General features: G+C 68.2%; 21 protein-coding genes. 10 read left to right on the plus strand and 11 right to left on the minus strand.

Annotated features, from left to right (window positions below; translation table 11 throughout):
• The first annotated feature begins 24 nt into the window (after positions 1–24).
• Entirely contained in the window at positions 25–600 is a 576-nt protein-coding gene (locus LRM18_RS15925) for a hypothetical protein (RefSeq protein ID WP_206632678.1), read from the plus strand.
• 41 nt (positions 601–641) lie between these two features.
• On the opposite strand, the gene LRM18_RS15930 is transcribed toward LRM18_RS15925, so the two are convergent.
• Complete coding sequence (locus tag LRM18_RS15930) at positions 642–1,058, minus strand: XVIPCD domain-containing protein (protein ID WP_270955005.1); 417 nt, start codon at positions 1,056–1,058, stop codon at positions 642–644.
• Between the two features lie 75 nt (positions 1,059–1,133).
• Positions 1,134–1,613, minus strand: a complete 480-nt coding sequence (locus tag LRM18_RS15935; RefSeq protein WP_206632679.1) for a nuclear transport factor 2 family protein — start codon at positions 1,611–1,613, stop codon at positions 1,134–1,136.
• A gap of 221 nt (positions 1,614–1,834) precedes the next feature.
• Here LRM18_RS15935 and LRM18_RS15940 point away from each other — a divergent pair, with 221 nt between their 5' ends.
• Positions 1,835–2,647, plus strand: coding sequence for an alpha/beta hydrolase (locus tag LRM18_RS15940; protein WP_270955006.1), 813 nt, complete (start codon positions 1,835–1,837; stop codon positions 2,645–2,647).
• Positions 2,648–2,656: 9 nt separating this feature from the next.
• Positions 2,657–2,830, plus strand: a complete 174-nt coding sequence (locus tag LRM18_RS15945) for a hypothetical protein (protein ID WP_005415066.1) — start codon at positions 2,657–2,659, stop codon at positions 2,828–2,830.
• A 110-nt stretch (positions 2,831–2,940) separates the two neighbouring features.
• On the opposite strand, the gene LRM18_RS15950 is transcribed toward LRM18_RS15945, so the two are convergent.
• Positions 2,941–3,621: a hypothetical protein gene (locus LRM18_RS15950; protein WP_270955044.1), complete on the minus strand. Its 681-nt coding sequence runs from the start codon at positions 3,619–3,621 to the stop codon at positions 2,941–2,943.
• Positions 3,622–3,755: 134 nt separating this feature from the next.
• Here LRM18_RS15950 and LRM18_RS15955 point away from each other — a divergent pair, with 134 nt between their 5' ends.
• Both LRM18_RS15955 and LRM18_RS15960 read left to right on the plus strand, forming a co-directional pair.
• A complete protein-coding gene (locus tag LRM18_RS15955; protein WP_154583143.1) occupies positions 3,756–4,400 on the plus strand; it encodes a hypothetical protein in 645 nt (214 codons plus the stop codon).
• Positions 4,401–4,471: 71 nt separating this feature from the next.
• Positions 4,472–5,440, plus strand: coding sequence for a polysaccharide deacetylase family protein (locus LRM18_RS15960; protein ID WP_270955007.1), 969 nt, complete (start codon positions 4,472–4,474; stop codon positions 5,438–5,440).
• A 3-nt stretch (positions 5,441–5,443) separates the two neighbouring features.
• Here LRM18_RS15960 and LRM18_RS15965 read toward each other — a convergent pair whose 3' ends face one another.
• The 3 genes from LRM18_RS15965 to LRM18_RS15975 form a co-directional block, all read right to left on the minus strand.
• Positions 5,444–6,286, minus strand: a complete 843-nt coding sequence (locus tag LRM18_RS15965) for an MnmC family methyltransferase (RefSeq protein ID WP_270955008.1) — start codon at positions 6,284–6,286, stop codon at positions 5,444–5,446.
• Positions 6,287–6,470: 184 nt separating this feature from the next.
• Positions 6,471–7,145, minus strand: a complete 675-nt coding sequence (locus LRM18_RS15970; RefSeq protein ID WP_143025133.1) for a hypothetical protein — start codon at positions 7,143–7,145, stop codon at positions 6,471–6,473.
• Positions 7,146–7,272: 127 nt separating this feature from the next.
• Entirely contained in the window at positions 7,273–7,689 is a 417-nt protein-coding gene (locus LRM18_RS15975; RefSeq protein ID WP_270955009.1) for a hypothetical protein, read from the minus strand.
• 90 nt (positions 7,690–7,779) lie between these two features.
• Between LRM18_RS15975 and LRM18_RS15980 the strand changes: the two genes are divergently transcribed.
• Complete coding sequence (locus LRM18_RS15980) at positions 7,780–8,064, plus strand: hypothetical protein (RefSeq protein ID WP_064237544.1); 285 nt, start codon at positions 7,780–7,782, stop codon at positions 8,062–8,064.
• A gap of 88 nt (positions 8,065–8,152) precedes the next feature.
• Here LRM18_RS15980 and dmeF read toward each other — a convergent pair whose 3' ends face one another.
• Complete coding sequence (gene dmeF / locus LRM18_RS15985; RefSeq protein ID WP_053505804.1) at positions 8,153–9,127, minus strand: CDF family Co(II)/Ni(II) efflux transporter DmeF; 975 nt, start codon at positions 9,125–9,127, stop codon at positions 8,153–8,155.
• 55 nt (positions 9,128–9,182) lie between these two features.
• Here dmeF and LRM18_RS15990 point away from each other — a divergent pair, with 55 nt between their 5' ends.
• Positions 9,183–9,467 (plus strand): metal/formaldehyde-sensitive transcriptional repressor, encoded by a 285-nt coding sequence (locus LRM18_RS15990; protein WP_049466065.1) that lies wholly within the window; start codon positions 9,183–9,185, stop codon positions 9,465–9,467.
• A 76-nt stretch (positions 9,468–9,543) separates the two neighbouring features.
• Here LRM18_RS15990 and LRM18_RS15995 read toward each other — a convergent pair whose 3' ends face one another.
• A complete protein-coding gene (locus LRM18_RS15995) occupies positions 9,544–9,915 on the minus strand; it encodes a MerC domain-containing protein (protein WP_270955010.1) in 372 nt (123 codons plus the stop codon).
• 70 nt (positions 9,916–9,985) lie between these two features.
• Here LRM18_RS15995 and LRM18_RS16000 point away from each other — a divergent pair, with 70 nt between their 5' ends.
• The gene (locus LRM18_RS16000) at positions 9,986–11,311 is read left to right on the plus strand and encodes a GTP-binding protein (protein WP_270955011.1); all 1,326 of its coding nucleotides are present in this window, start codon (positions 9,986–9,988) and stop codon (positions 11,309–11,311) included.
• 81 nt (positions 11,312–11,392) lie between these two features.
• Here LRM18_RS16000 and LRM18_RS16005 read toward each other — a convergent pair whose 3' ends face one another.
• Both LRM18_RS16005 and LRM18_RS16010 read right to left on the minus strand, forming a co-directional pair.
• The gene (locus LRM18_RS16005; RefSeq protein WP_270955012.1) at positions 11,393–13,000 is read right to left on the minus strand and encodes an ATP-binding cassette domain-containing protein; all 1,608 of its coding nucleotides are present in this window, start codon (positions 12,998–13,000) and stop codon (positions 11,393–11,395) included.
• A 211-nt stretch (positions 13,001–13,211) separates the two neighbouring features.
• Positions 13,212–14,111: a LysR family transcriptional regulator gene (locus tag LRM18_RS16010; RefSeq protein WP_053462037.1), complete on the minus strand. Its 900-nt coding sequence runs from the start codon at positions 14,109–14,111 to the stop codon at positions 13,212–13,214.
• Between the two features lie 228 nt (positions 14,112–14,339).
• Here LRM18_RS16010 and LRM18_RS16015 point away from each other — a divergent pair, with 228 nt between their 5' ends.
• The gene (locus tag LRM18_RS16015; protein ID WP_270955013.1) at positions 14,340–15,518 is read left to right on the plus strand and encodes a serine hydrolase domain-containing protein; all 1,179 of its coding nucleotides are present in this window, start codon (positions 14,340–14,342) and stop codon (positions 15,516–15,518) included.
• The gene (locus LRM18_RS16020; RefSeq protein ID WP_270955014.1) at positions 15,515–16,699 is read left to right on the plus strand and encodes an MFS transporter; all 1,185 of its coding nucleotides are present in this window, start codon (positions 15,515–15,517) and stop codon (positions 16,697–16,699) included. Before LRM18_RS16015 ends, LRM18_RS16020 begins: the two co-directional genes overlap by 4 nt.
• A gap of 54 nt (positions 16,700–16,753) precedes the next feature.
• Here LRM18_RS16020 and LRM18_RS16025 read toward each other — a convergent pair whose 3' ends face one another.
• Complete coding sequence (locus tag LRM18_RS16025; protein ID WP_049466080.1) at positions 16,754–18,370, minus strand: EAL domain-containing protein; 1,617 nt, start codon at positions 18,368–18,370, stop codon at positions 16,754–16,756.
• Positions 18,371–18,585: the final 215 nt, after the last annotated feature.

Below are 18,585 nucleotides of genomic sequence, written 5' to 3' on the forward strand. Positions count from 1 at the left end.
GCAGGGAGGCAAAGGATCTGAATCATGCTGGGTATCCACCGCTGGCTGCGCGTCGGCCTGATCTTCACGCTGGCGGGCGCACTCGGTGCCTGCAACAGCCGCGTACCGGATGCGGCGGGACCGCTGGATCTGGTCAAGCCGATCAACCTTGCCGAGCCCGGCCAGGCGGTGCGTTTCGAACTCGAGACGAATGCCCGCAACTTCTATCCGGGGCGACCCTACGTGCTGGATCTTGAGGTGCAGCGACATGGGCCCGGGCCTGACAGTGAGGCTGATATGGACAATGTTCATGTTCCCTTCCAGCTGTCCCTGCAGCGCTGGGTCGCAGGTGCCTGGCAGGACGTTGCAACGTCTGATGTCTATCAGGCAAGGGCGCGCAGTCTGGGTCAGCCGCTCCCCGAATGGCATGAGTCGGCAGACTGGCGTTACGCGCAGCAGGTATCGATGGACGCCAGCCGATACAGGTTGAACATCGTCACCCTGCCGATGGAAATCGATGCCCGCTACCGCCTGGATGTGCGCACGGTGCAGCCCACCCTCTTGCTCCAGCATTACCCGGCACAGCTGCGGGTCCACGCGGACCCTCTGTCGGGAAAATGATCAGAGACTTGCGCCGCTCTGCCAGCAACGCTGGAGGCGGCTCAGCCCAGACGGTGTGCCGGGTTCTGCTGCTGCTCCTGCTCACGGGTCTGCTGTTCGGGCACTAACCCCACGGCCGGCTGCTGCGGGGCCAACCCCAATTTCTGCATCGACTGCTCCACCGGCGTCTGCGCCGCCACGGCCGTCGGCATCATCGCGCGCAGGTGCGCCGGGTTGGCCGGGTCGCCCTGCACCACGAAGATGTTGTGCCCGGCCGGGTGCTGGGCCGTGGCGTTGCTGACCAGCACGTGGTCGACCTGCTGCAGGCCCTGCTCGCGGGCGAGTACGGTCAGGCTGGCGGTCAGGCGCTCACTGGTCTGGTCGAACGCACGGCCATGCTGGGCATCCAGAGCGGACACGCCCTGGCGGACCTGCTGATGGAGGCCATAGTCGGGGTGGTTGGGGGTGAGTTCTGCCATGGCGATCGAACGGTAGCGGTGGGTCGGGGTGAACCCCGCCAGTATAGATCCGGCCGGTGAAGGGCGCCGGAAAGGTCAGTCCGCCGGCCGGTGGTCATAGCTGATCACCCGTTCGGCCAGCCAGTGCCCGTCCACGCGGCGCCAGACCTGGATGAAACGGGCCTGGCCGACCCAGCGTTCCACCCCGTCCTTGCCGCGCTCGTAAAAGCGGTGGTCGCCGATTTCCAGGGCTCGCTCATCATGCAGCGGGAACACCTGCAGCGAGGGCTCGACCCGCTCGCGGCGAAGGCGCCAGCCGCCCTTGCGCGTGCTGTCGCACAGGCTGGCCACGCTGCGGCGGAAGTCCTCGCGGTTGCTGGCCGATTTGCCATCCTTGTCATGGAAGAACTCCATGTCTTCGGTGGTCATCGCGGCGGCCCTGTCGGCGTCGCAGGCCTCGAAGGCCATGGCGAATAGTTGGGTATCGGCCTGGCGGATCTGCTCGCGCAGGTCATCGGGCGGCGCGGGCGCGGCAACCAGGCCGGCGGCCAGCAGGGGCAGGGTGAGCAGCAGCATGGCGAAACTCCAGGAGACGGTGCGCGAAGGCTGGCATGCCGGTGACCGCGGCGGTACGGCTCTGCGACGAAACCGCCTGGGCGCGGTGCGAAGGCCGGCCAGGCCGGTGCGGCTTCGCGTGGCGGCATGTGCAGGCGATGTCATGAGGGGGCGTGATTCCCTCACGGCTGCCACAGGGCGCGGCCGCTAGCCTGCAATCCTCCCCTTCCACAGGAGCGCCCATGCCTGCTTCCCGCATCCGCCTGCATGTTGAAGATACCGGTGGCGACGGCCGCCCGGTGATCCTGATCCACGGCTGGCCGCTGTCCGCCGATGCCTGGAAGACCCAGGTGGCGATCCTGCGCGATGCCCAGTATCGGGTCATCAGCTACGACCGGCGCGGCTTTGGCCGCTCTGACAAGCCGGCCGACGGCTATGACTACGACACCCTGGCGGCAGACCTGGCGGGGTTGATCGAGGAACGTGACCTGCGCGATGTCACCCTGGTCGGTTTCTCGATGGGCGGTGGCGAGGTGGCGCGCTACGTGGCCAACCACGGCCAGGATCGCCTGCACAGTGTGGTGTTCGCTGCGGCGGTGCCGCCGTTCCTGCTGCGTAGTGACGACAATCCGGAAGGTCCGCTGACCCAGGACAAGGCCGATGAAATGCGCAGCGGATTGGAGAAGGACCGCGAGGCGTTCTTCGACGGCTTCACCCGCGACTTCTTCAGCGCCAACGGCCAGCTGATGGTGACCGAAGAAACGCGCCAGGCGGCGATCGCGCTGTGCCATCAATCTGACCAGACGGCGGCACTGGGCTGCATGCACGCGTTTGCCACCACTGATTTCCGGGATGACCTGAAAAAGATCACGGTGCCGACCCTGATCCTGCACGGTGACAGCGATGCCATCGTGCCGTTCGAGGGCTCCGGCCAGCGTACCCACAAGGCCATCAAAGGCAGCGAAGTGGTGATCCTGGAAGGCGCGCCGCATGGCTGCAACACCAGCCACGCCGACCGCTTCAATCTGGCCCTGCTGAACTTCCTGAAGCGCTAAGCTGCGGCCATGCGCCAGACCAGAACCCCCCCGTGGAAGAAGCCCAACCCCAAGGGCCAGACGTCGCAACCGCTGTCGGATGCGCAGAAGGCGGCGGCACGGCAACGTGCCGAGGAGAACGGGCGACGCTATCCCAACCTGGTCGACAACATGTGGGCGGCGAAGCTGCCGCGTGGGTCGTGATTCATAGGCTGGGTGTGGCCCTGGTGTAGAGCCGGGCCGATGCTCGGCTGGGGCGCGCAGCGCGTGCCGTCCGGGAAAGGGGCAAAGGTCCGCCGAGCATGGGCTGGGCGCTACGGGCCGGGCAGTGGCTGCCAGCCCGACTCCCACCACGGTGCAACGTCGCGTTGCTGCACGTTGATCGTCTCGATCGGCAACCCAGCCAGCCGTGCCAGTTCCGCACGCAGCATTTCGGTGTCCACCGGCAGGGCGATGGCCACCTGCAGCCGGTCGGGCTGCTGGCGGACCTGCACGGGCACGACCGCATGGGCTTCATGCTCGCCACCGGTGCGGGCGATCGGGTAGCGCATCACTGTGGGCCGCCCCAGCTGGGCGAGTGCGGGCCGCCACGCCTGCAGCACCACCGGCTGTGCGGCCACGGGAGCCCGCACCTCGATGAGGGCACTCGGATAGCCGATCAGGTTCCCCATCATCACCTGGAAGCGCGCACCGTCGGGGATGGCCAGCACGGTGGCGATCAGCACCAGCAGCGAGAGGATGGCCGCAGCGACGTGCCAGCTGCGGGGTGCGGTGGCGGCGCGGGTAGCCGTACGCAGGCCCGGCCTGCGCCGCAGCGTGCGCGCGTAGATGCGCCGATCCTTCCTGCGCGGGCTGCTGCTGTGCGCCGGCAGATTCAACGGGACACTTGGCAGCCGGGCGGCGCGCGCATTGATCAGGCGTGCCAGCCACCACCACGCGAGCACGAACGCCAGCAGTGGCAGCAGCGTTCGTACGACCAGGTACAGCATCACCATCGGGAACACCTTGGGACTTGCGGACTCGGACAGCCCCGCCATCGTAGCGGTGCCATGCGCCGCATGTCGCATCCGCCAGCCGACACGTGCGAAGCGCTTGGTTAGGATGGTTGTTTGCTGTCATGGATGAACCGATGAGCCCTGCCACGTCCCGAATCCGCCGCATCTGTGGGCAGGGGCCGATCCTGCTGATGCTGCAGCTGGTCGCACTGTTGTCCGTGGCACTGGCGTCCGGGTTCTTCCATTGTCGCGTCGATCTGCTGCTGGAACCGATCACCGAGGCCTGTGGTGGCCCGGATGCGCACGCGCGGCTGCAGATGGCCGAACAGGTGATGGCACGCGCCGGTGCGTTGGACGACTGGCAGCCGCTGAGCTGGATCCCGGTCGCGGGCATTGCATTGGCGCTGCTGGGTGCGATGGCCGTGTGTGCCAGCCGCGCGCTGTGGTTGCGGGACCGGCTGCGCACGGCGAACGTGGCGCTGATGGTGCTGCATGGCGCAGCGCTGGGCCTGGCCGGATGGACGCTGTACCTGTACGAGACTGCATGGAACAGCGTGGCACGGCTGTCACCCACGGCGTGCCTGATGGACCTGGTGGCGGAGGGCGATACCCCGCTGGCGCAGGCGCAACACGTGGTGTTCCATATCCTGGCGCGCGAGAACGCGACGTTGATGCGCAATCCGGATGACCTGGCGCTGGTGCTGGCGATGTTGCTGCTGGCGACGATGATGGGGGGCATCGGCCTGTGGCGGGGGATCGCGCGGGCTCGGGCGGGCTGATCCGGGCGCACGCTCGGCGGCGCACGCCAATCGCGTTACAGTCGACGCCTCGCCACTCCAGGGAAGACCCGATGCGCTTGTTGCTGCGTGCGTTGCCGTTGTTGCTGCTGTCGCTGGCGGTGCATGCCGCCGAGGCGGACCGTCGCATCGCGGTGACCATCGATGATCTGCCATGGGCACGGCTTGACCAGATCGTGCCGCCGGACCTGCAGGCGCGGCATGAAGCGTTGATGGCCCAGCTGCGTCAGGCAGGCGTGCCGGTGGTCGGCTTCGTCAACGAGAACAAGCTTGAGGTGGATGGACAGGTGCAGCCGGCGCGGGTGCAGATGCTGCGCGACTGGCGCGATGCCGGCTATGTGCTGGGCAATCACACCTATTCGCACATGGATCTGAATGCGAAGGGCGTGGCGGCGTTCCAGCAGGATTTCCTGCGCGGCGAGACGGTGCTGCGGCCGTTGCTGGCCGAGAAGGGGCAGGTGCCGCAGTGGATGCGCCATCCCTACCTGCGCGCTGGCCGTACCGTAGATGAGCGCATGCAGATGGATGGGTTCTTCAAGCAGCATGGCTACCGCGTGGCGCCGGTGACGGTGGACAACGGTGAGTGGGTGTGGGCGTTCGCCTATGCCAACGTGATGAACGAGCAGGCGGACTCGCCCGCGCGCGCAGCGACGCTGGCGCAGCTGCGCAAGGGCTACGTGCCGTACATGCTGAACAAGCTGGACTATTACGAGAAACAGTCGCAGGCGCTGCTGGGGTACGCGCTGCCGCAGGTGTGGCTGATGCATGCCAATGAGCTCAACGCGGCGACGTTTGCCGAACTGGTGGCGGCCACGAAGCGCCGCGGCTATCGCTTCATTTCACTGGACGAGGCGATGCGTGACCCGGCCTACGCGCGGGGTGCCGAGGGCTACAACGGCCGCTATGGCCCGAGCTGGCTGCACCGCTGGGCGATGGCGGAGAACAAGCCGAAGGACTTCTACGCCGGCGAACCCGAGGTGCCGGCGTGGGTGATGAAGCTGGCCAAGGTCGATTCGGAGTAAGGCTCAGCGCTTGACGGCCAGCACGCCGTCCAGCGCCAGTTCGGCCTTGAAACCCGCCTTTTCCAGGCGCTTGGCCACTTCGCGCGGCACGTCGCGGCCGCTGGTCAGCTTGTTCGGCGCACCGGTGTAGTGGAACAGGCGGCCGCCCTTGCGGATCACGCGGGCGAGGTGGTCGTAGAACACCTGTGAGTACAGCTCGCCGGCGATGCCGAAGCGCGGCGGGTCGTGCAGGATCGCGTCGACACTGTTGCTGGCCACCTGTTCGATCTGCTGCGAGGCGTCGCCGTGGCTGAACTGCAGGCGGCCACCGGCGGCAGCCGAGTCCGGATCCGGTGACCACGGGTTGAGCGTGCGCAGCCACATCACATCGGCGTTCTTCTCGAACGAACGGATCTGGCCGACACCGGCTTCCAGCGCACAGGCAGCGAAGTAGCCGAGACCACCGCAGGTATCGAGGATGACCTTGCCGGCCGGGGCGACCAGCTCCACCTTGCGGCGCGCATCCTCGAACGGCGACAGCTTCGAGGTCGGCAGCATCTTGATGCCGTCGATCTCGAAGGTCGGTGCGCCCCATTCGGTCGGCACCAGCTTGATCAGCGAGCCGCTGTAGCGCGAGATCGGCGCGAAGTCCTCGCCATCCCAGTAGTACAGCGTGCGGTCCTTCAGCTTGCCCGGCCAGGGGTAGGGCTGGCCCCGGAAGTGGAAGCCATCCGCATCCAGCGCCACGCTGTCCTGGCTGCGGCCGAGGTCGAGCGAGCCCTGCCAGTCGGCGGCGCCCTTGTCACGGGCACGGCGCAGGGTGTCGGCGCTGTCACGGGTCAGCAGGGGGCCGGTGTAATGGGGCACGGCGGGTACCGGGGCGGTTCGGGGGAGGGCATGGTACCGCAGCCCCCATGATGTGTTGAAAGAGTGGTTTCTGACCATGGTCGTTGAGAACAACGGTCTGTGAGGCGTGTGCAATCAATCAGTATGACGGGATGCCGCGGCACGGCCTTCAGTGAAAGGCTGAAGGCCGCCTAAGATCAGTTGCCTACTGGGCGAACTGAGTTCCGCGATTGGATGCGCATTGCTTTGGTATGCACACGTCCAGGGAGGTGCTCACGAATCGTGACTCCATTACGGTGCAGACGACGCCAATTCCCTCGCTGAGATAGAAGGGGGATGAGTAATGACGTGTATCGCTAAGGTAGCATCTGCCGTTGTCAACACCAATCTTGGCTGTTCGGGCTCCGGCGACGGAGCTCTCAGCGTTCATCTGGCCTGTTGAGTAATAGGAAACACCCACAGGCACACGTCCATTCGGCGCAGTTGCCGTAACCCAGTCAATACTCTTCGAATTCAATTTTGAGGTTGGATTACCAGGTGTGTTTTCACGAGTGCACACCCAGCCTGCTGCCGGCCCTTCAATCGTCCCTTCGCCTTGAGATGGTTCCATATCCATGGAAGCGCAGAAAGCTTGATGATAGAGCTTGGTCGCCTCCGGCTGGTCGCTGTATCGATAGATCAGGCGTCCAAATCCATCCGGCTTGAGATGCTGATCAACTGGAAGCTGCCCGCCGTCGAAGTCCGGCCAAGTTGTACGGCGAACAATGATGATCTCCCCCTTGGTGCCGAGCTCCGTTCTGTCGATACTCAATGGTGCTTCTGCGAATGCAGGCGAGGCCGTGGCGATTGCCAGACACAGGATCAGCGTGCGATTGCTCATCTGCGAGTCTCCGTTCTACGGTTGCGGAGACATCAGGCTCAAACATATTCATGTTTCAGATTGTGACCTGCGCTGTGCTTGACCACATTTCAAACTTTTCTCACTAGTTTGAATGTTGATCCATTGCCTAATCGCACTTCACCGCATACACCGGCCCGGCCCCGATCAGCATCAGCGCCATGTAGTCGCTGTCGCTGGCTTTACCTTTCAGCGTCGCGCCCTTGTTGAAGTGGAAGATGCCGAAGCCGCCGGACATGCGGATCAGGGCACTGTCGATCTGGTCGGCGTCGTCGCGGAAGTAACGGCTGATCTCGCTGGACGTGGCCTTGCGCAGGGCGTTTGGTTCCCGCTGCCACTGCTCGCCACGGCTGAAGGAAACGAAGTACTGGCCGCCTTCCTTGTCGATGCGGAAGTCGGCGGGCTTGCGCGCAGCGGTGGCGAAGCAGCCCTGCAATGGGTCGGCGGAGAAGGGAAGCCGCGCATCGTCGCCGCAGGCAGTGAGCAGCAGGAGGGCACCGGGCAGCAGCAGGCGGCGCGCGCGCATGGGATGTCCCTACAGGGCAGGTGCGGCTAGTGTAGGCAGCACGCGGGCGTGGCCCGTACAGAAATTCGGCAAGGACACAGGGGTTTTCGGATGGCGCAGGGCAAGGCACCGTGGTGCGGCGTGGCCAGTTGGCTGGGGATTGCTGCGGGCTGGGGCGCGGGCACCGTGGCGGCGCAGGCGGCAGTCGCCGCCGGTGGCAATGGCATGGCCGCTGGGCTGGGGGTGGGCGTGCTGGGCGCGGCCTTGGTGGGCGGCGGCCTGGCGGTGGCCTCGCGCGTGCGTGGCGAGCGCTGGCCATGGATCGGCATCGGCGGTGCGGTGCTGAGTGCGCTGCCGCTGCTGATGTACCTGCTGCGGATGATGCTGAAGCTCTAGCGGTAGTGCCGGCCGCTGGCGGGCAACTGCAGATCGGGTCCGAGGCTCATGAGGGTGCCGGCCAGCGGCCGGCACTACGTGGCGTGGATCACTCGCTGCGGTGGATCTCCACCGTCACATGCACCAGCTCTTCATGGATCGCCAGCGCGTTGCGCACGGTATCGGCATCCAGCGTGGCGTCGCTGGTGACCACGCTGGCGCTGACCGCGTACTTGCCGCGACCGACCTGCCAGACGTGCAGGTCGGCCAGGCGTGCCGGCCACGGGCCCTGTTCGATCACTTCGCGCACTTCGGCCACCACCGGCGCGTCCATCTGCGCGTCGAGCAGGATGCGGCCGCTGTCGCGCAGCAGGCCGACCGCCCACACCGTGACCAGCACGGCGCCGACCAGGCCCATCACCGGGTCCAGCCAGGTCAGGCCGAGCAGCTTGCCGCCGAGCAGGGCGACGATGGCCAGCACCGAGGTGGCGGCGTCGGCCAGCACATGGACGTAGGCCGAGCGCAGATTGAGATCGTGACCGTGCGCATGGCCGTGGTCGTGGTGGTCGTGACCATGCCCGTGGTCATGGTGATGGGCATGACTGTGGTGATGATGCGCGTGGCCCGGGCTGTCGTGCAGCCACCAGGCGCACAGCAGGTTCACGCCCAGCCCGACGGCCGCAATGGCGATGGCTTCGTTGTAGTGGATCGGCGCCGGTACCCACAGCCGCTCCAGCGATTGCACGGCCATCAGCGCGGCCACGCCGAGCAGGGCGATGGCGCTGGTATAGCCGGCCAGGATCTCGATCTTCCAGGTGCCGAAGGCGAAGCGCGGGTCGTGCGCGTAGCGGCGTGCGCAGCGGTACGCAAACACTGAAAGCCCGAGCGCCAGCGCATGCGAACTCATGTGCCAGCCATCGGCGAGCACGGCCATGGAGTTGAACCACCAGCCGCCGACGATCTCCACGACCATCATGCTGACGGTGAGCCACAGGGCGCGGCGGGTATTGCGTTCGGCCAGCGGATTGCCGTCGTCGAAGCGGTGTTCGTGGCGACGGGCGGCGGCGAGGGCGTCCAGGTGCATGGAGGGTGACCAAGGGAGGTGGAGTGGATACCCCCATAGGGTATATGATCCAGCCATGGCCCATGTACACAGGAATCGAAAGCAGCTGCTGACCCGGGTGCGCCGCATCGCCGGCCAGGTCGCGGCACTGGAGCAGGCACTGGACACGCCCGAGGGTGAGGCCGGCGACTGCGCGGACGTGCTGGTGCAGGTTGCCGCCGTGCGCGGCGCCGCCCACAGCCTGCTGATGGAGCTGCTGCACGAGCACCTGCAGGAACACGTGGTGGGCGCCGAGGACCCGCAGCAGCGGGCGGCCGAGGCCGAGGTGCTGGTCGAGCTGCTGCGGCGCTACGGGAAATGACCAGGTAGTGCCGGCCGCTGGCCGGCAACTGCAGGTTGCCTTCCCCGTTCATGAGGTTGCCGGCCAGCGGCCGGCACTACCCGTGGCGGTGCCGCGCGTTCCAGATATGCGTGGCGGCCAGCAGCAGGCTGCCGGTGACCGTCATCGGTGTTTCCCAGTCGTGCGAGGGCAGCGCCAGTGCACCGGCCAGCAGCAGGCCGAGCCCGGTGCCGGCGGTGGCCCAGGCCAGCACCGGCAGCGGGTGACGGCGTTCGGCGCGCCACAGCGCGTAGCCGGTCAACGGCAAGGCGATGGCCACGAACAGCAGGTGGACCCATTCCGCTTCGGCCCAGGTGCCGAACAGGGGCAGCGCGGCGGCAAGCAGGGGCAACGCCAGGCAGTGCAGCAGGCACAGGCTGGACAGGGCGACCGCGCCGGCATCGAGCAGGGCGGCAGACGGTGACTTCATGGGGGGGGGGCTCCTTGCGCAACAAGTGTTATACAGTAACATTTCCGTTCCGCAGCCAACCCGCTCCGACATGAACACTGCTTCCCGCGCCGACCGTCGCCTTCCGGTCACCGTGCTGTCCGGCTTCCTGGGGGCCGGCAAGACCACCCTGCTCAACCAGATCCTGCGCAACCGCCAGGGCCTGCGCGTGGCGGTCATCGTCAACGACATGAGCGAGGTCAACATCGATGCGCAGCTGCTGCGCGAGGGCGGCGCCGAACTGCGCCGCACCGAAGAGACACTGGTGGAATTCAGCAATGGCTGCATCTGCTGCACGTTGCGCGACGACCTGCTGCAGGAAGTGCGGCGGCTGGCCGACGCCGGACGCTATGACTATCTGCTGATCGAGTCGACCGGGATCGGTGAGCCGATGCCGGTGGCGGCCACCTTCGCGGTACGCGACGAGCAGGGCTTCAGCCTGAGTGACATCGCGCGCCTGGACACGATGGTGACGGTGGTGGATGGCAGCGCGTTCCTCGCCGACTTCGGCTCGACGCTGCGCCTGGCCGAGCGTGGCCAGCAGGCCGGACCGGACGATGATCGCGGCGTGGTCGACCTGTTGTGCGAACAGGTCGAGTTCGCCGACGTGATCGTGGTCAGCAAGGTCGACCAGACCGATGACGAAGTGCTGCAGGACACGCTGGCCGTGCTGCGCGGCCTGAACCGCGACGCGAAGCTGCTGCTGTCCCGCTTCGGTGACGTGCCACTGGCCGAGCTGCTGGACACCGGTCGCTTCGACTTCGAGCGTGCGCAACGTGCGCCGGGCTGGGTAAAGGAACTGCGTGGCGAGCACACGCCGGAAACCGAGGAGTACGGCATCGGCAGTTTCGTCTACCGCTCGCGGCGACCGTTCCATCCCGCCCGCTTCGCCCGCGCGCTGCAGTCGGGCATGCCTGGCGTGATCCGCAGCAAGGGCTGGTTCTGGCTGGCCAACCGCATGGACTGGGTGGGTGAGCTGAGCAGCGTCGGCGCCGCGACACGCACGCAGGCCGCAGGGTTCTGGTATGCCGCGCGCGATCGCGTACGCGCAGGGCTGGAGGACACGCCGCCGTTGCTGCCACCCACGCCGCTGCCGTACAGCGACCTCGGCTGGGCGCGGCAGCAGGCCGATTGCTGGAGCGCACCGTTGCCGGGGCCGGAGGACTTCCCGGATGCGGCCGCGCATCTGGCGATGCAGCGCCTGTGGCACCCGTTGTGGGGGGATCGCCGCCAGGAACTGGTGGTGATCGGCGTGCACATGGATGAGCGTGCGGTCCGTGCGGAACTGGATGCCTGCCTGCTCAACGACCAGGAACTGCGTGCCGGACCGCTGCTGTGGCAGCAGATGCCGCAGGCGTTCCCGGTGTGGAAGCGGTGACGGTGCACTGAGGATCCATGGGTTGCCGGCCAGCGGCCGGCACTACCCCTGGTCGGTATGCCATCCACGCATGGCATGGATCTACAAGGCGTCGCGCCACTGCCAACCCTCGGCGCTCACCTGCAACACCTGCGTCGGCTGCAACGCCTGCAGCAGGTGCCGGTCGTGGCTGACCATCACCAGTGCTCCCGGCCAGGCCGCCAGCAGTGCTTCCAGCGCCTGCACGGCACCCAGATCCAGCGCATTGCCGGGCTCGTCCAGCAGCAATAGCTGCGGTGCCGGATCGGCATACAGCACGCTGGCCAGCGCGCCTTTCACCCGCTCGCCGTCGCTGAGGTGGTGGGCGGCACGCTGGATGCGCTGGGCGTCCAACCCCAGCAGGGCCAGCCGTGTGCGCAGTTCACCGGTATCGGTCGCCGGGTTGGCAGCCTGCACGGTGTCGAGAATGCTGCGTTCGCCGGAGAGTCCCAGCAGCTGCTGGTCGAGCAGCGCCAGCGGCGCATGCCGTTGCACGGTGCCACTGCGTGCAGGCAGCTGGCCGGCCAACACGCGCAACAGCGTGGACTTGCCACTGCCGTTGTCGCCGACCACGGCGATGCGCTGGCCGCGGCGGATCTCCAGCTGCAACGGCGCGCGGCAGCCATGCGGCAGCACCAGCGACTCGGCCTGCAGCAGTCGTGCGCTGCCTCGCTCGCCCTCACTGGCAAACAGTGCCAGCTCCGGTGTGGTGTGAACCGCCGAGGCCGCTGCGCGCAGCTGCTCTGCGCTGGCCTGCAGGCGCTCGGCCTGTACCTGCTGCGCGCGGCCATGGCTGGCCTCGGCACGCTGCTTCTGCCGGCCGAGCAGGATCGGTGCCTGGTTGGCCTGCTTCGCATCACGATTGCCGCGCGCCTGGCGTTGCTGTTGCCGTTCGTGCTGTTCGCGCGCACTGCGCTGCTGCTGCCGGTGCTGGGCGCGGGCGTGGTCGAGCTGCGCAGCGGCCGCTTCACGCTCGGCGGCCCGCGCGTCGGCGTAGTGCTGCCACGGCCCGCCATAGCGATGCAGTCCGCGCGCATCGAGCTCGACGATCTGCTGCATGTGCGCCAGCAGTTGGCGATCATGGCTGATCACCAGCAGGCCGCCGCGCCACTGCTGCAACCGTTCGTACAACTGCTGGCGATGGCGGGCATCGAGGTGGTTGCTGGGTTCGTCCAGGATCAGCCACTCGGCGCCGCTGGCCCAGGCGCCGGACAGCGCCACCTGCATGGCCTGCCCGCCACTGAGGCGCGCAGCGGGTTGGGCGGGATCGAGATCGCCGGGCAGCCCGAGCACCTGCCATTGCTGCCGCAGGCGCTCGCGCAGATCCCAGCGCTCGCCGACGCAGGCGAAATCGGCTTCGTCCACGCCGCCGGCTTCAATGCGTTGCAGCGCGGCCAGTGCCTCGCCGACGCCGGCCAGTTCGCCGACCGTGCCGGCGGGCGGATAGCCGGGTGTCGGCAACAGGAACATGCGGCCGCTGCCGCGGATCTGCCCGCTGTCGGGCAGCAGCCGGCCGGCGAGCAGGCGTGCGAGCACGCTCTTGCCGGTGCCATTGGCACCGACCAGACCGGTGGCGACGGGTTCGAAGGAAAACGTCAGATCGGCGAGCAGCGGGCGGCCGTCTGCCAATCGATACGACACGCGATCGAGCGTGAGGGAATGCGGGGTCATGCGACCTCCATGGATGCCGGGTTCTCCCCTGCGCGCAGGGGCGGGAAGAGTCAGGCCGTCTAATGGGAAGACGGCGGCATCAATGGCGCATCGGTCGCGAGCCTCTTGGAGGAATGAGAGGCCAGTATAGCGGGGCTGGCTGAATGGCTGCGTGCAGCCGCAGAGCCAAGCCATGCTCGGCTGACCTTGAGCATCCACGCATGGCGTGGATCTACGGCACGGTACCCAGCCGGGCGCCGACGAAGTCGATGAACACCCTCAGCTTCGGCAGCACGTGGCGGCCCGAGGGCCACAACAAGTGGAAGGTGCCGCAGGAGTGCACATGATCTTCCAGCACGGTGACCAGGCGGCCGTCGGCCAGCGCCTCGCGCACCGAGTGCACCGGCACGAAGGCCAGGCCGGTATCGCGTAGCGCCAGCGCCACCCGTGCTTCGATGGTGTTGGCCACCATGTGCACCGGAAGTTCCTGTGGCGTTTGATCGTCGGGCCAGTGGATCGGCCACGGCTCCAGCTTGCCGGTGGTGGGGAAGCGATAGTGCAGCAGCGTGTGCTGCATCAGTTCCGCCGGCGTGCGCGGAACCCCGCGGCGCTGCAGGTAGCCCGGCGAGGCGATGACACGGCGCGGGAACACCCCCAGCCGGCGTGCGTTCATCCGCGAGTCACTGGGTTCACCCACGCGCAGCACCGCATCGAAGCCTTCCTCGATGACATCGACCAGGCGATCGCTGAAGTCGAGATCCAGGCGGATATCCGGGTACGCCGCCATGAACTCGGCCATCAACGGCAGGGTGAGGTCGCCGACCAGCGGCAGGCTGATGCGCAGCGTGCCGCTGGGCGTGGCGTGCGGTTGTGCCAGCTCGGTGCGGGCCGCATCGCGTTCGTCGAGGATGCGCCGGCAGCGCGCCAGGAACAGCTGGCCTTCGGCGGTGAGGGTGATGCTGCGCGTGCTGCGGTGGAACAGGCGCACGCCGAGCGCATGCTCCAGCCGCGCAACGCACTTGCCGGCGGCGGAAGCAGAGATGCCCTGCAGGCGCCCGGTCTCGACGAAGCTGCGGGTGTCGGCGGCGTGGACGAAGGTCTGCAGGTTGGCGAGGTTGTCCAGGACTGACATCGGCGTAGGGGCAATGAAAGCGGCAGGGTAGGGGCGGGTGTTCGCGGCGGGCGGCGGCGCCACCGCAACACTGTGGTGCGGGACGGGCGGTGGCCCTTGCGGCCTTGGAGTTCCGGCCATCATGCCGATTGCGGACTGCACGGTCCATGATGCCCGGAGCCGCAACCGGCTTTTTGCGCCGCGCCGTGCTGCCTAACGTGGCGGGCCTCTCCCCCACGGATCACCGCGATGAATGCCGCTCTTTCCCTTGAACGCGCACCGACGCTGCCTTCGGTGCAGCGCGTGCTGCAGCAGGTCCACCCGGCGCGCCTGGTCGGTGCGGTGGTGCTGGTGCGCGAACATGGCGTGCTGCGCCACGCCAGCGCGACCGGGCTGGCCGAGCGGGAGTCGGGCATGCCGATGCAGCGCGACCAGCTGTTCCGGCTGGCCTCGGTCAGCAAGCCACTGCTGAGCACGGTGATCCTGCGCCTGGTGGCCGAAGGCGTGCTCGACCTCGATACGCCGGTGCAGCGCTGGCTGCCGGACTTCCGGCCGGCGCTGGCCGATGGCCGCAGGCCGCCGATCAGCTTGCGCCAGCTGCTCAGCCACAGCAGCGGGCTGGGCTACCGCTTCCTGGAAGCCGATGCGCACGGACCGTACGCCCGGGCCGGCGTCAGCGATGGCATGGACGCCAGCCCGGTGTCCCTGGCCGAGAACGTGCGCCGTATCGCACAGGCGCCGCTGCTGTTCGAACCGGGCAGCCAGTGGCTGTACTCGCTGGGCGTGGACGTGGCCGGTGCGGTGGCCGAAGCGGCGACCGGTGAAACGTTGCAGGCGCTGTTCGAGCGTCTGCTGGCTGCCCCGTTGGGCCTGCGCGATACGGCGTTCGCCACGCGCGCTGCCAAGCGCCTGGCAACGCCCTATGTGAGTGACATGCCGCAGCCGCATCGCCTGCAGGAAGGCGAGATGGTCGCGCCGTTCGAGGGCACGATCGGCATCGAGTACAGCCTTGCGCGCGCCACCGATGCCAGCCGCTTCGCCTCGGCCGGTGCGGGCCTGGTCGGCACCGCCGACGAGGTGATGGCGGTGCTGGAGGCGCTGCGTGACGTGCGCACGTCCGACCTGCTGCCGCGTGCGCTGGCGGCAGAGATGGCCAGCCCGCAGGTGGGCGAGCAGGGGCCGCCGGAGCCTGCCGGCTGGGGCTTCGGGCTGGGCTTTGCGGTGCTGCGTGATGCCGCCGCCAGTGGTACCCCGCAGGGCGTGGGCAGCTGGCGCTGGGGCGGCGCGTACGGGCACAGCTGGTTCGTCGATCCGGCGCGCGGGCTGAGCGTGGTGGCGCTGACCAACACGCTGTACGAAGGCATGGATGGCGCCTTTGTCGATGAACTGCGCGACGCGGTCTATGCCGACCTGGAGACCACGCGATGAGCGGCCATGCCATCGATGCTGCCAGTCCGGCGGGCGAGGCCACGCGCCTGCCGTGGGCGGGCCTGCTGGCGCTGGCCGGCGGCGGCTTCATTACCCTGCTGACCGAGACCCTGCCCGCCGGCGTGCTGCGGCCGATGGGCGAGAGCCTGGGCGTGAGTGATGCCGCCGTGGGCCAGCTGGTCAGTGTGTATGCGCTGGGCTCGGTGATGGCGGCGCTGCCGATGACCGCGTTGACCCAGCGCCTGCCACGACGTCCGCTGCTGCTGGCGGCCATCGCCGGCTTCGTGGTGGTCAACACGCTGACCGCGTTGAGCAGCAGCTATGCACTGATCCTCGCCGCGCGTTTCCTGGCCGGGGTGAGTGGTGGCCTGCTGTGGTCGCTGGTGGCTGGCTACGCCGCGCGCATGGTGGTGCCGTCGCTGCAGGGGCGGGCCATCGCGGTCGCGATGGTCGGTTCGCCGCTGGCGCTGTCGCTGGGGGTGCCGGCGGGGACACTGCTGGGCCAGCAGATCGGCTGGCGCTGGGCGTTCGCGCTGATGAGCGTGCTGGGCCTGCTGCTGCTGGCCTACGCGCGCTGGGCGTTGCCTGCGCTGCCGGCCGCCGGGGCCGGGCAACGCACTTCGCTGGCGACCGTGTGGCGCCTGCCCGGTGTACGCAGTGCGCTGCTGGTGATGGCGCTGTACGTGCTGGCGCACAACGTGCTCTACACCTACATCGAGCCGCTGGCGGTCGATGCGGGCGCCGGTGCATGGCTGGACCGGCTGCTGCTCGCCTTCGGCGTGGCAGCCATCGCTGGCATCGGCATTGCCGGCTGGGGCGTGGATCGCCACCTGCACGCACTGGTGTGGGCAGCGGTGATCGGCTTCATCGTGCCGGTGCTGGCGTTGCTGGTGTGGCCCGGCGTGGCAGCGGCACTGCTGCTGGCGACGATCCTGTGGGGCGTGGCATTCGGCGCGGTGCCGACCCTGTTCCAGGCCGCATTGGCCCGGCGTGCCGGGTCTGCGGCCGATCTGGCGCAGTCGATGCTGGTGACCGGCTGGAACCTGGCCATCGCCGGCGGGGGCGTAGCGGGCGGCGTGCTGCTGCAGGCCAGCGGCCCCCGTCAGCTGGGATGGCTGCCGTTGCTGTTGCTGGCAGTGACCGCCGCGTGGCTGTTGGCACGCCCGAAGGCGTGGGCGTAGGCGGCGATCACGGGTCAGGCGGTGCCGGCCAGCGGCCGGCACCGCCGGCTTGCCTCACTCCAGCGGCACCTGCTCGATCGGCACGCTGCGCGGGTTCTGCATGTGTTCGCGTGCAGGACCGTACTGCTGCTGCCGCTTGTGATGGAAGGCAATGAATTCATCGCGTGGCAGTGGCCGCGAGAACAGCCAGCCCTGGCCGAATTCCACATGCCGGCTGTGCAGGTAGGCCAGCTGCGCTTCGGTTTCCACGCCCTCGGCCACCACCCACAGGCCCAGCTCCTTGGCCATGTCGATGATGTGCGGGGTGACCGGGCTGGTCGCGCTTTCGGTGCCGATCGCATCGATGAACGACTTGTCGATCTTCAGCGCATCCAGTGGCAGCTGTTCCAGGTACTGCAGGCTGGAGAAGCCGACGCCGAAATCGTCGATGGCCACGCTGTGGCCGGCACGGCGGGCGGCGGCGAGCATGGTGCGCGCGCGGTCCAGGTCGAGGAAGCCGCGTTCGGTTGCCTCCATCCAGATCTGCTGCGGCAGGATGCCGCTGCCGGCCATGTGCCGGGAGATCATCTTCAGGGCACGGCCGCTGCTGATGTCTTCGGCGGCGAGGTTGATCGCGATGTGGGCGCTGCGATCGGCCACCAGCAGCTCGCGCATGTCGCGCACCACGTTCTCGATCACCAGGTCGGTGACGTCGGCGATCATGCCCGCCTCTTCGGCCAGCGGAATGAACAGGTCCGGGCGCACCTGGGTGCCATCCGGGCGCTGCCAGCGGACCAGGGCCTCGGCGCCGACGCAGATGCCGGTGTCCAGTTCGATGATCGGCTGGTAATGCAGGTACAGCTCGCGGCGGCGGATGGCGGTGGCCAGTTCACCGCGCAGCGACAGGCGGCGGCGCGAGAGCCAGATCACCAGCCCGGCGCCGGCGGCGGCCAGCAGCAGGCCCACCGGCACGTACAGCCACGCCTGCTGGCGGAACGCGGCGGCCAGCGCGGTGCGCGGGGTGGTGGCGATCGCCAGCCACTCCTCGTTGCGCGCGGTGGCGAACAAGGTGGTGTGGTCCAGGCCTTCGCCGGGGTCGCGCAGCAGCGTCTGCAGCAGCTCCGGATCCAGGCCCGACTGCTTGGCCAGCAGGCGTCCATCGGGGCTGGCCAGTGCCAGCCGCACGTTCGGGTCGGCGATGACATCGACGAAGCGGCGCGGGTCCACCAGGGCGTCGTAGGACCCATACAGGACCGCCAGCACCTGGCGACGCCCGCTGACCTCCGGGCGCACGTCCACCACGATGCCGGCGCCGTCGCTGGTGACGTGGTCCGGCGTGGGCTGGTCCACGTCGGACAGGAAAGGCCCCCAGGACGTGCAGCGCAGCTTGCCGCCTTCGAAGTAGCCCATCTGGTCGATCGACGGGGTGGTCATCACCAGGGTCTGCATGCGCCGGATGTGCTCCGGACCGCAGGGCACGTAGGCACCGGCCTCGGCCGATTTCAGTGCCGCCAGCGCCTCCTGGTAGGACAGGTCGGAGCGGCGCAGGGTGCGGTCGGCGATGTCGCGCAGGCGCTGCTGTTCGACGCTGACCGCGCGGTCCCAGGTAGCGTAGGCCATGACCGCGATCGGTACCGCAGCGGCCAGCAGGGCCAGCGCGGTGGCGCCGATGATGACGCGCAGGCGGCTCATGGCCGGGGCTCCGGCGGGGCGGGCGGGGCAGGGCGCATGGTCGGGCCGGTCCTTGGGCAGGTGCGGCTATCTGAGCATGGCGCCGGGCCCGGCGGAATGGGATCAATACGGTATTCGGTCACATTGTGGTGAAAGCGGCCAGCTTTGACGTAATGGGCCGGTCTGGTGCTGGCGCTCGGCGCCGTGGAGGACTACCGTCGAACGCTTCGCCCACC

This window comes from Stenotrophomonas sp. PI_27, from assembly GCF_027854495.1.
GTDB lineage: Bacteria > Pseudomonadota > Gammaproteobacteria > Xanthomonadales > Xanthomonadaceae > Stenotrophomonas > Stenotrophomonas pavanii.

What these genes read in the sequence shown, in the direction of transcription:
- LRM18_RS15995 (WP_270955010.1), bottom strand. Translation starts at nt 9,915, where the DNA reads ATGAAGTCACCGTCTGCCGCCCTGCTCGATGCCGGCGCGGTCGCCCTG.
- LRM18_RS16015 (WP_270955013.1), top strand. Translation starts at nt 14,340, where the DNA reads ATGAATGCCGCTCTTTCCCTTGAACGCGCACCGACGCTGCCTTCGGTG.
- LRM18_RS15925 (WP_206632678.1), top strand. Translation starts at nt 25, where the DNA reads ATGCTGGGTATCCACCGCTGGCTGCGCGTCGGCCTGATCTTCACGCTG.
- LRM18_RS16000 (WP_270955011.1), top strand. Translation starts at nt 9,986, where the DNA reads ATGAACACTGCTTCCCGCGCCGACCGTCGCCTTCCGGTCACCGTGCTG.
- LRM18_RS15970 (WP_143025133.1), bottom strand. Translation starts at nt 7,145, where the DNA reads ATGAGCAATCGCACGCTGATCCTGTGTCTGGCAATCGCCACGGCCTCG.
- LRM18_RS15945 (WP_005415066.1), top strand. Translation starts at nt 2,657, where the DNA reads ATGCGCCAGACCAGAACCCCCCCGTGGAAGAAGCCCAACCCCAAGGGC.
- LRM18_RS15950 (WP_270955044.1), bottom strand. Translation starts at nt 3,621, where the DNA reads ATGGTGATGCTGTACCTGGTCGTACGAACGCTGCTGCCACTGCTGGCG.
- LRM18_RS15960 (WP_270955007.1), top strand. Translation starts at nt 4,472, where the DNA reads ATGCGCTTGTTGCTGCGTGCGTTGCCGTTGTTGCTGCTGTCGCTGGCG.
- LRM18_RS15935 (WP_206632679.1), bottom strand. Translation starts at nt 1,613, where the DNA reads ATGCTGCTGCTCACCCTGCCCCTGCTGGCCGCCGGCCTGGTTGCCGCG.
- LRM18_RS16005 (WP_270955012.1), bottom strand. Translation starts at nt 13,000, where the DNA reads ATGACCCCGCATTCCCTCACGCTCGATCGCGTGTCGTATCGATTGGCA.
- LRM18_RS16010 (WP_053462037.1), bottom strand. Translation starts at nt 14,111, where the DNA reads ATGTCAGTCCTGGACAACCTCGCCAACCTGCAGACCTTCGTCCACGCC.
- LRM18_RS15930 (WP_270955005.1), bottom strand. Translation starts at nt 1,058, where the DNA reads ATGGCAGAACTCACCCCCAACCACCCCGACTATGGCCTCCATCAGCAG.
- dmeF (WP_053505804.1), bottom strand. Translation starts at nt 9,127, where the DNA reads ATGCACCTGGACGCCCTCGCCGCCGCCCGTCGCCACGAACACCGCTTC.
- LRM18_RS15975 (WP_270955009.1), bottom strand. Translation starts at nt 7,689, where the DNA reads ATGCGCGCGCGCCGCCTGCTGCTGCCCGGTGCCCTCCTGCTGCTCACT.
- LRM18_RS15955 (WP_154583143.1), top strand. Translation starts at nt 3,756, where the DNA reads ATGAGCCCTGCCACGTCCCGAATCCGCCGCATCTGTGGGCAGGGGCCG.
- LRM18_RS15940 (WP_270955006.1), top strand. Translation starts at nt 1,835, where the DNA reads ATGCCTGCTTCCCGCATCCGCCTGCATGTTGAAGATACCGGTGGCGAC.
- LRM18_RS15980 (WP_064237544.1), top strand. Translation starts at nt 7,780, where the DNA reads ATGGCGCAGGGCAAGGCACCGTGGTGCGGCGTGGCCAGTTGGCTGGGG.
- LRM18_RS16020 (WP_270955014.1), top strand. Translation starts at nt 15,515, where the DNA reads ATGAGCGGCCATGCCATCGATGCTGCCAGTCCGGCGGGCGAGGCCACG.
- LRM18_RS15990 (WP_049466065.1), top strand. Translation starts at nt 9,183, where the DNA reads ATGGCCCATGTACACAGGAATCGAAAGCAGCTGCTGACCCGGGTGCGC.
- LRM18_RS16025 (WP_049466080.1), bottom strand. Translation starts at nt 18,370, where the DNA reads ATGAGCCGCCTGCGCGTCATCATCGGCGCCACCGCGCTGGCCCTGCTG.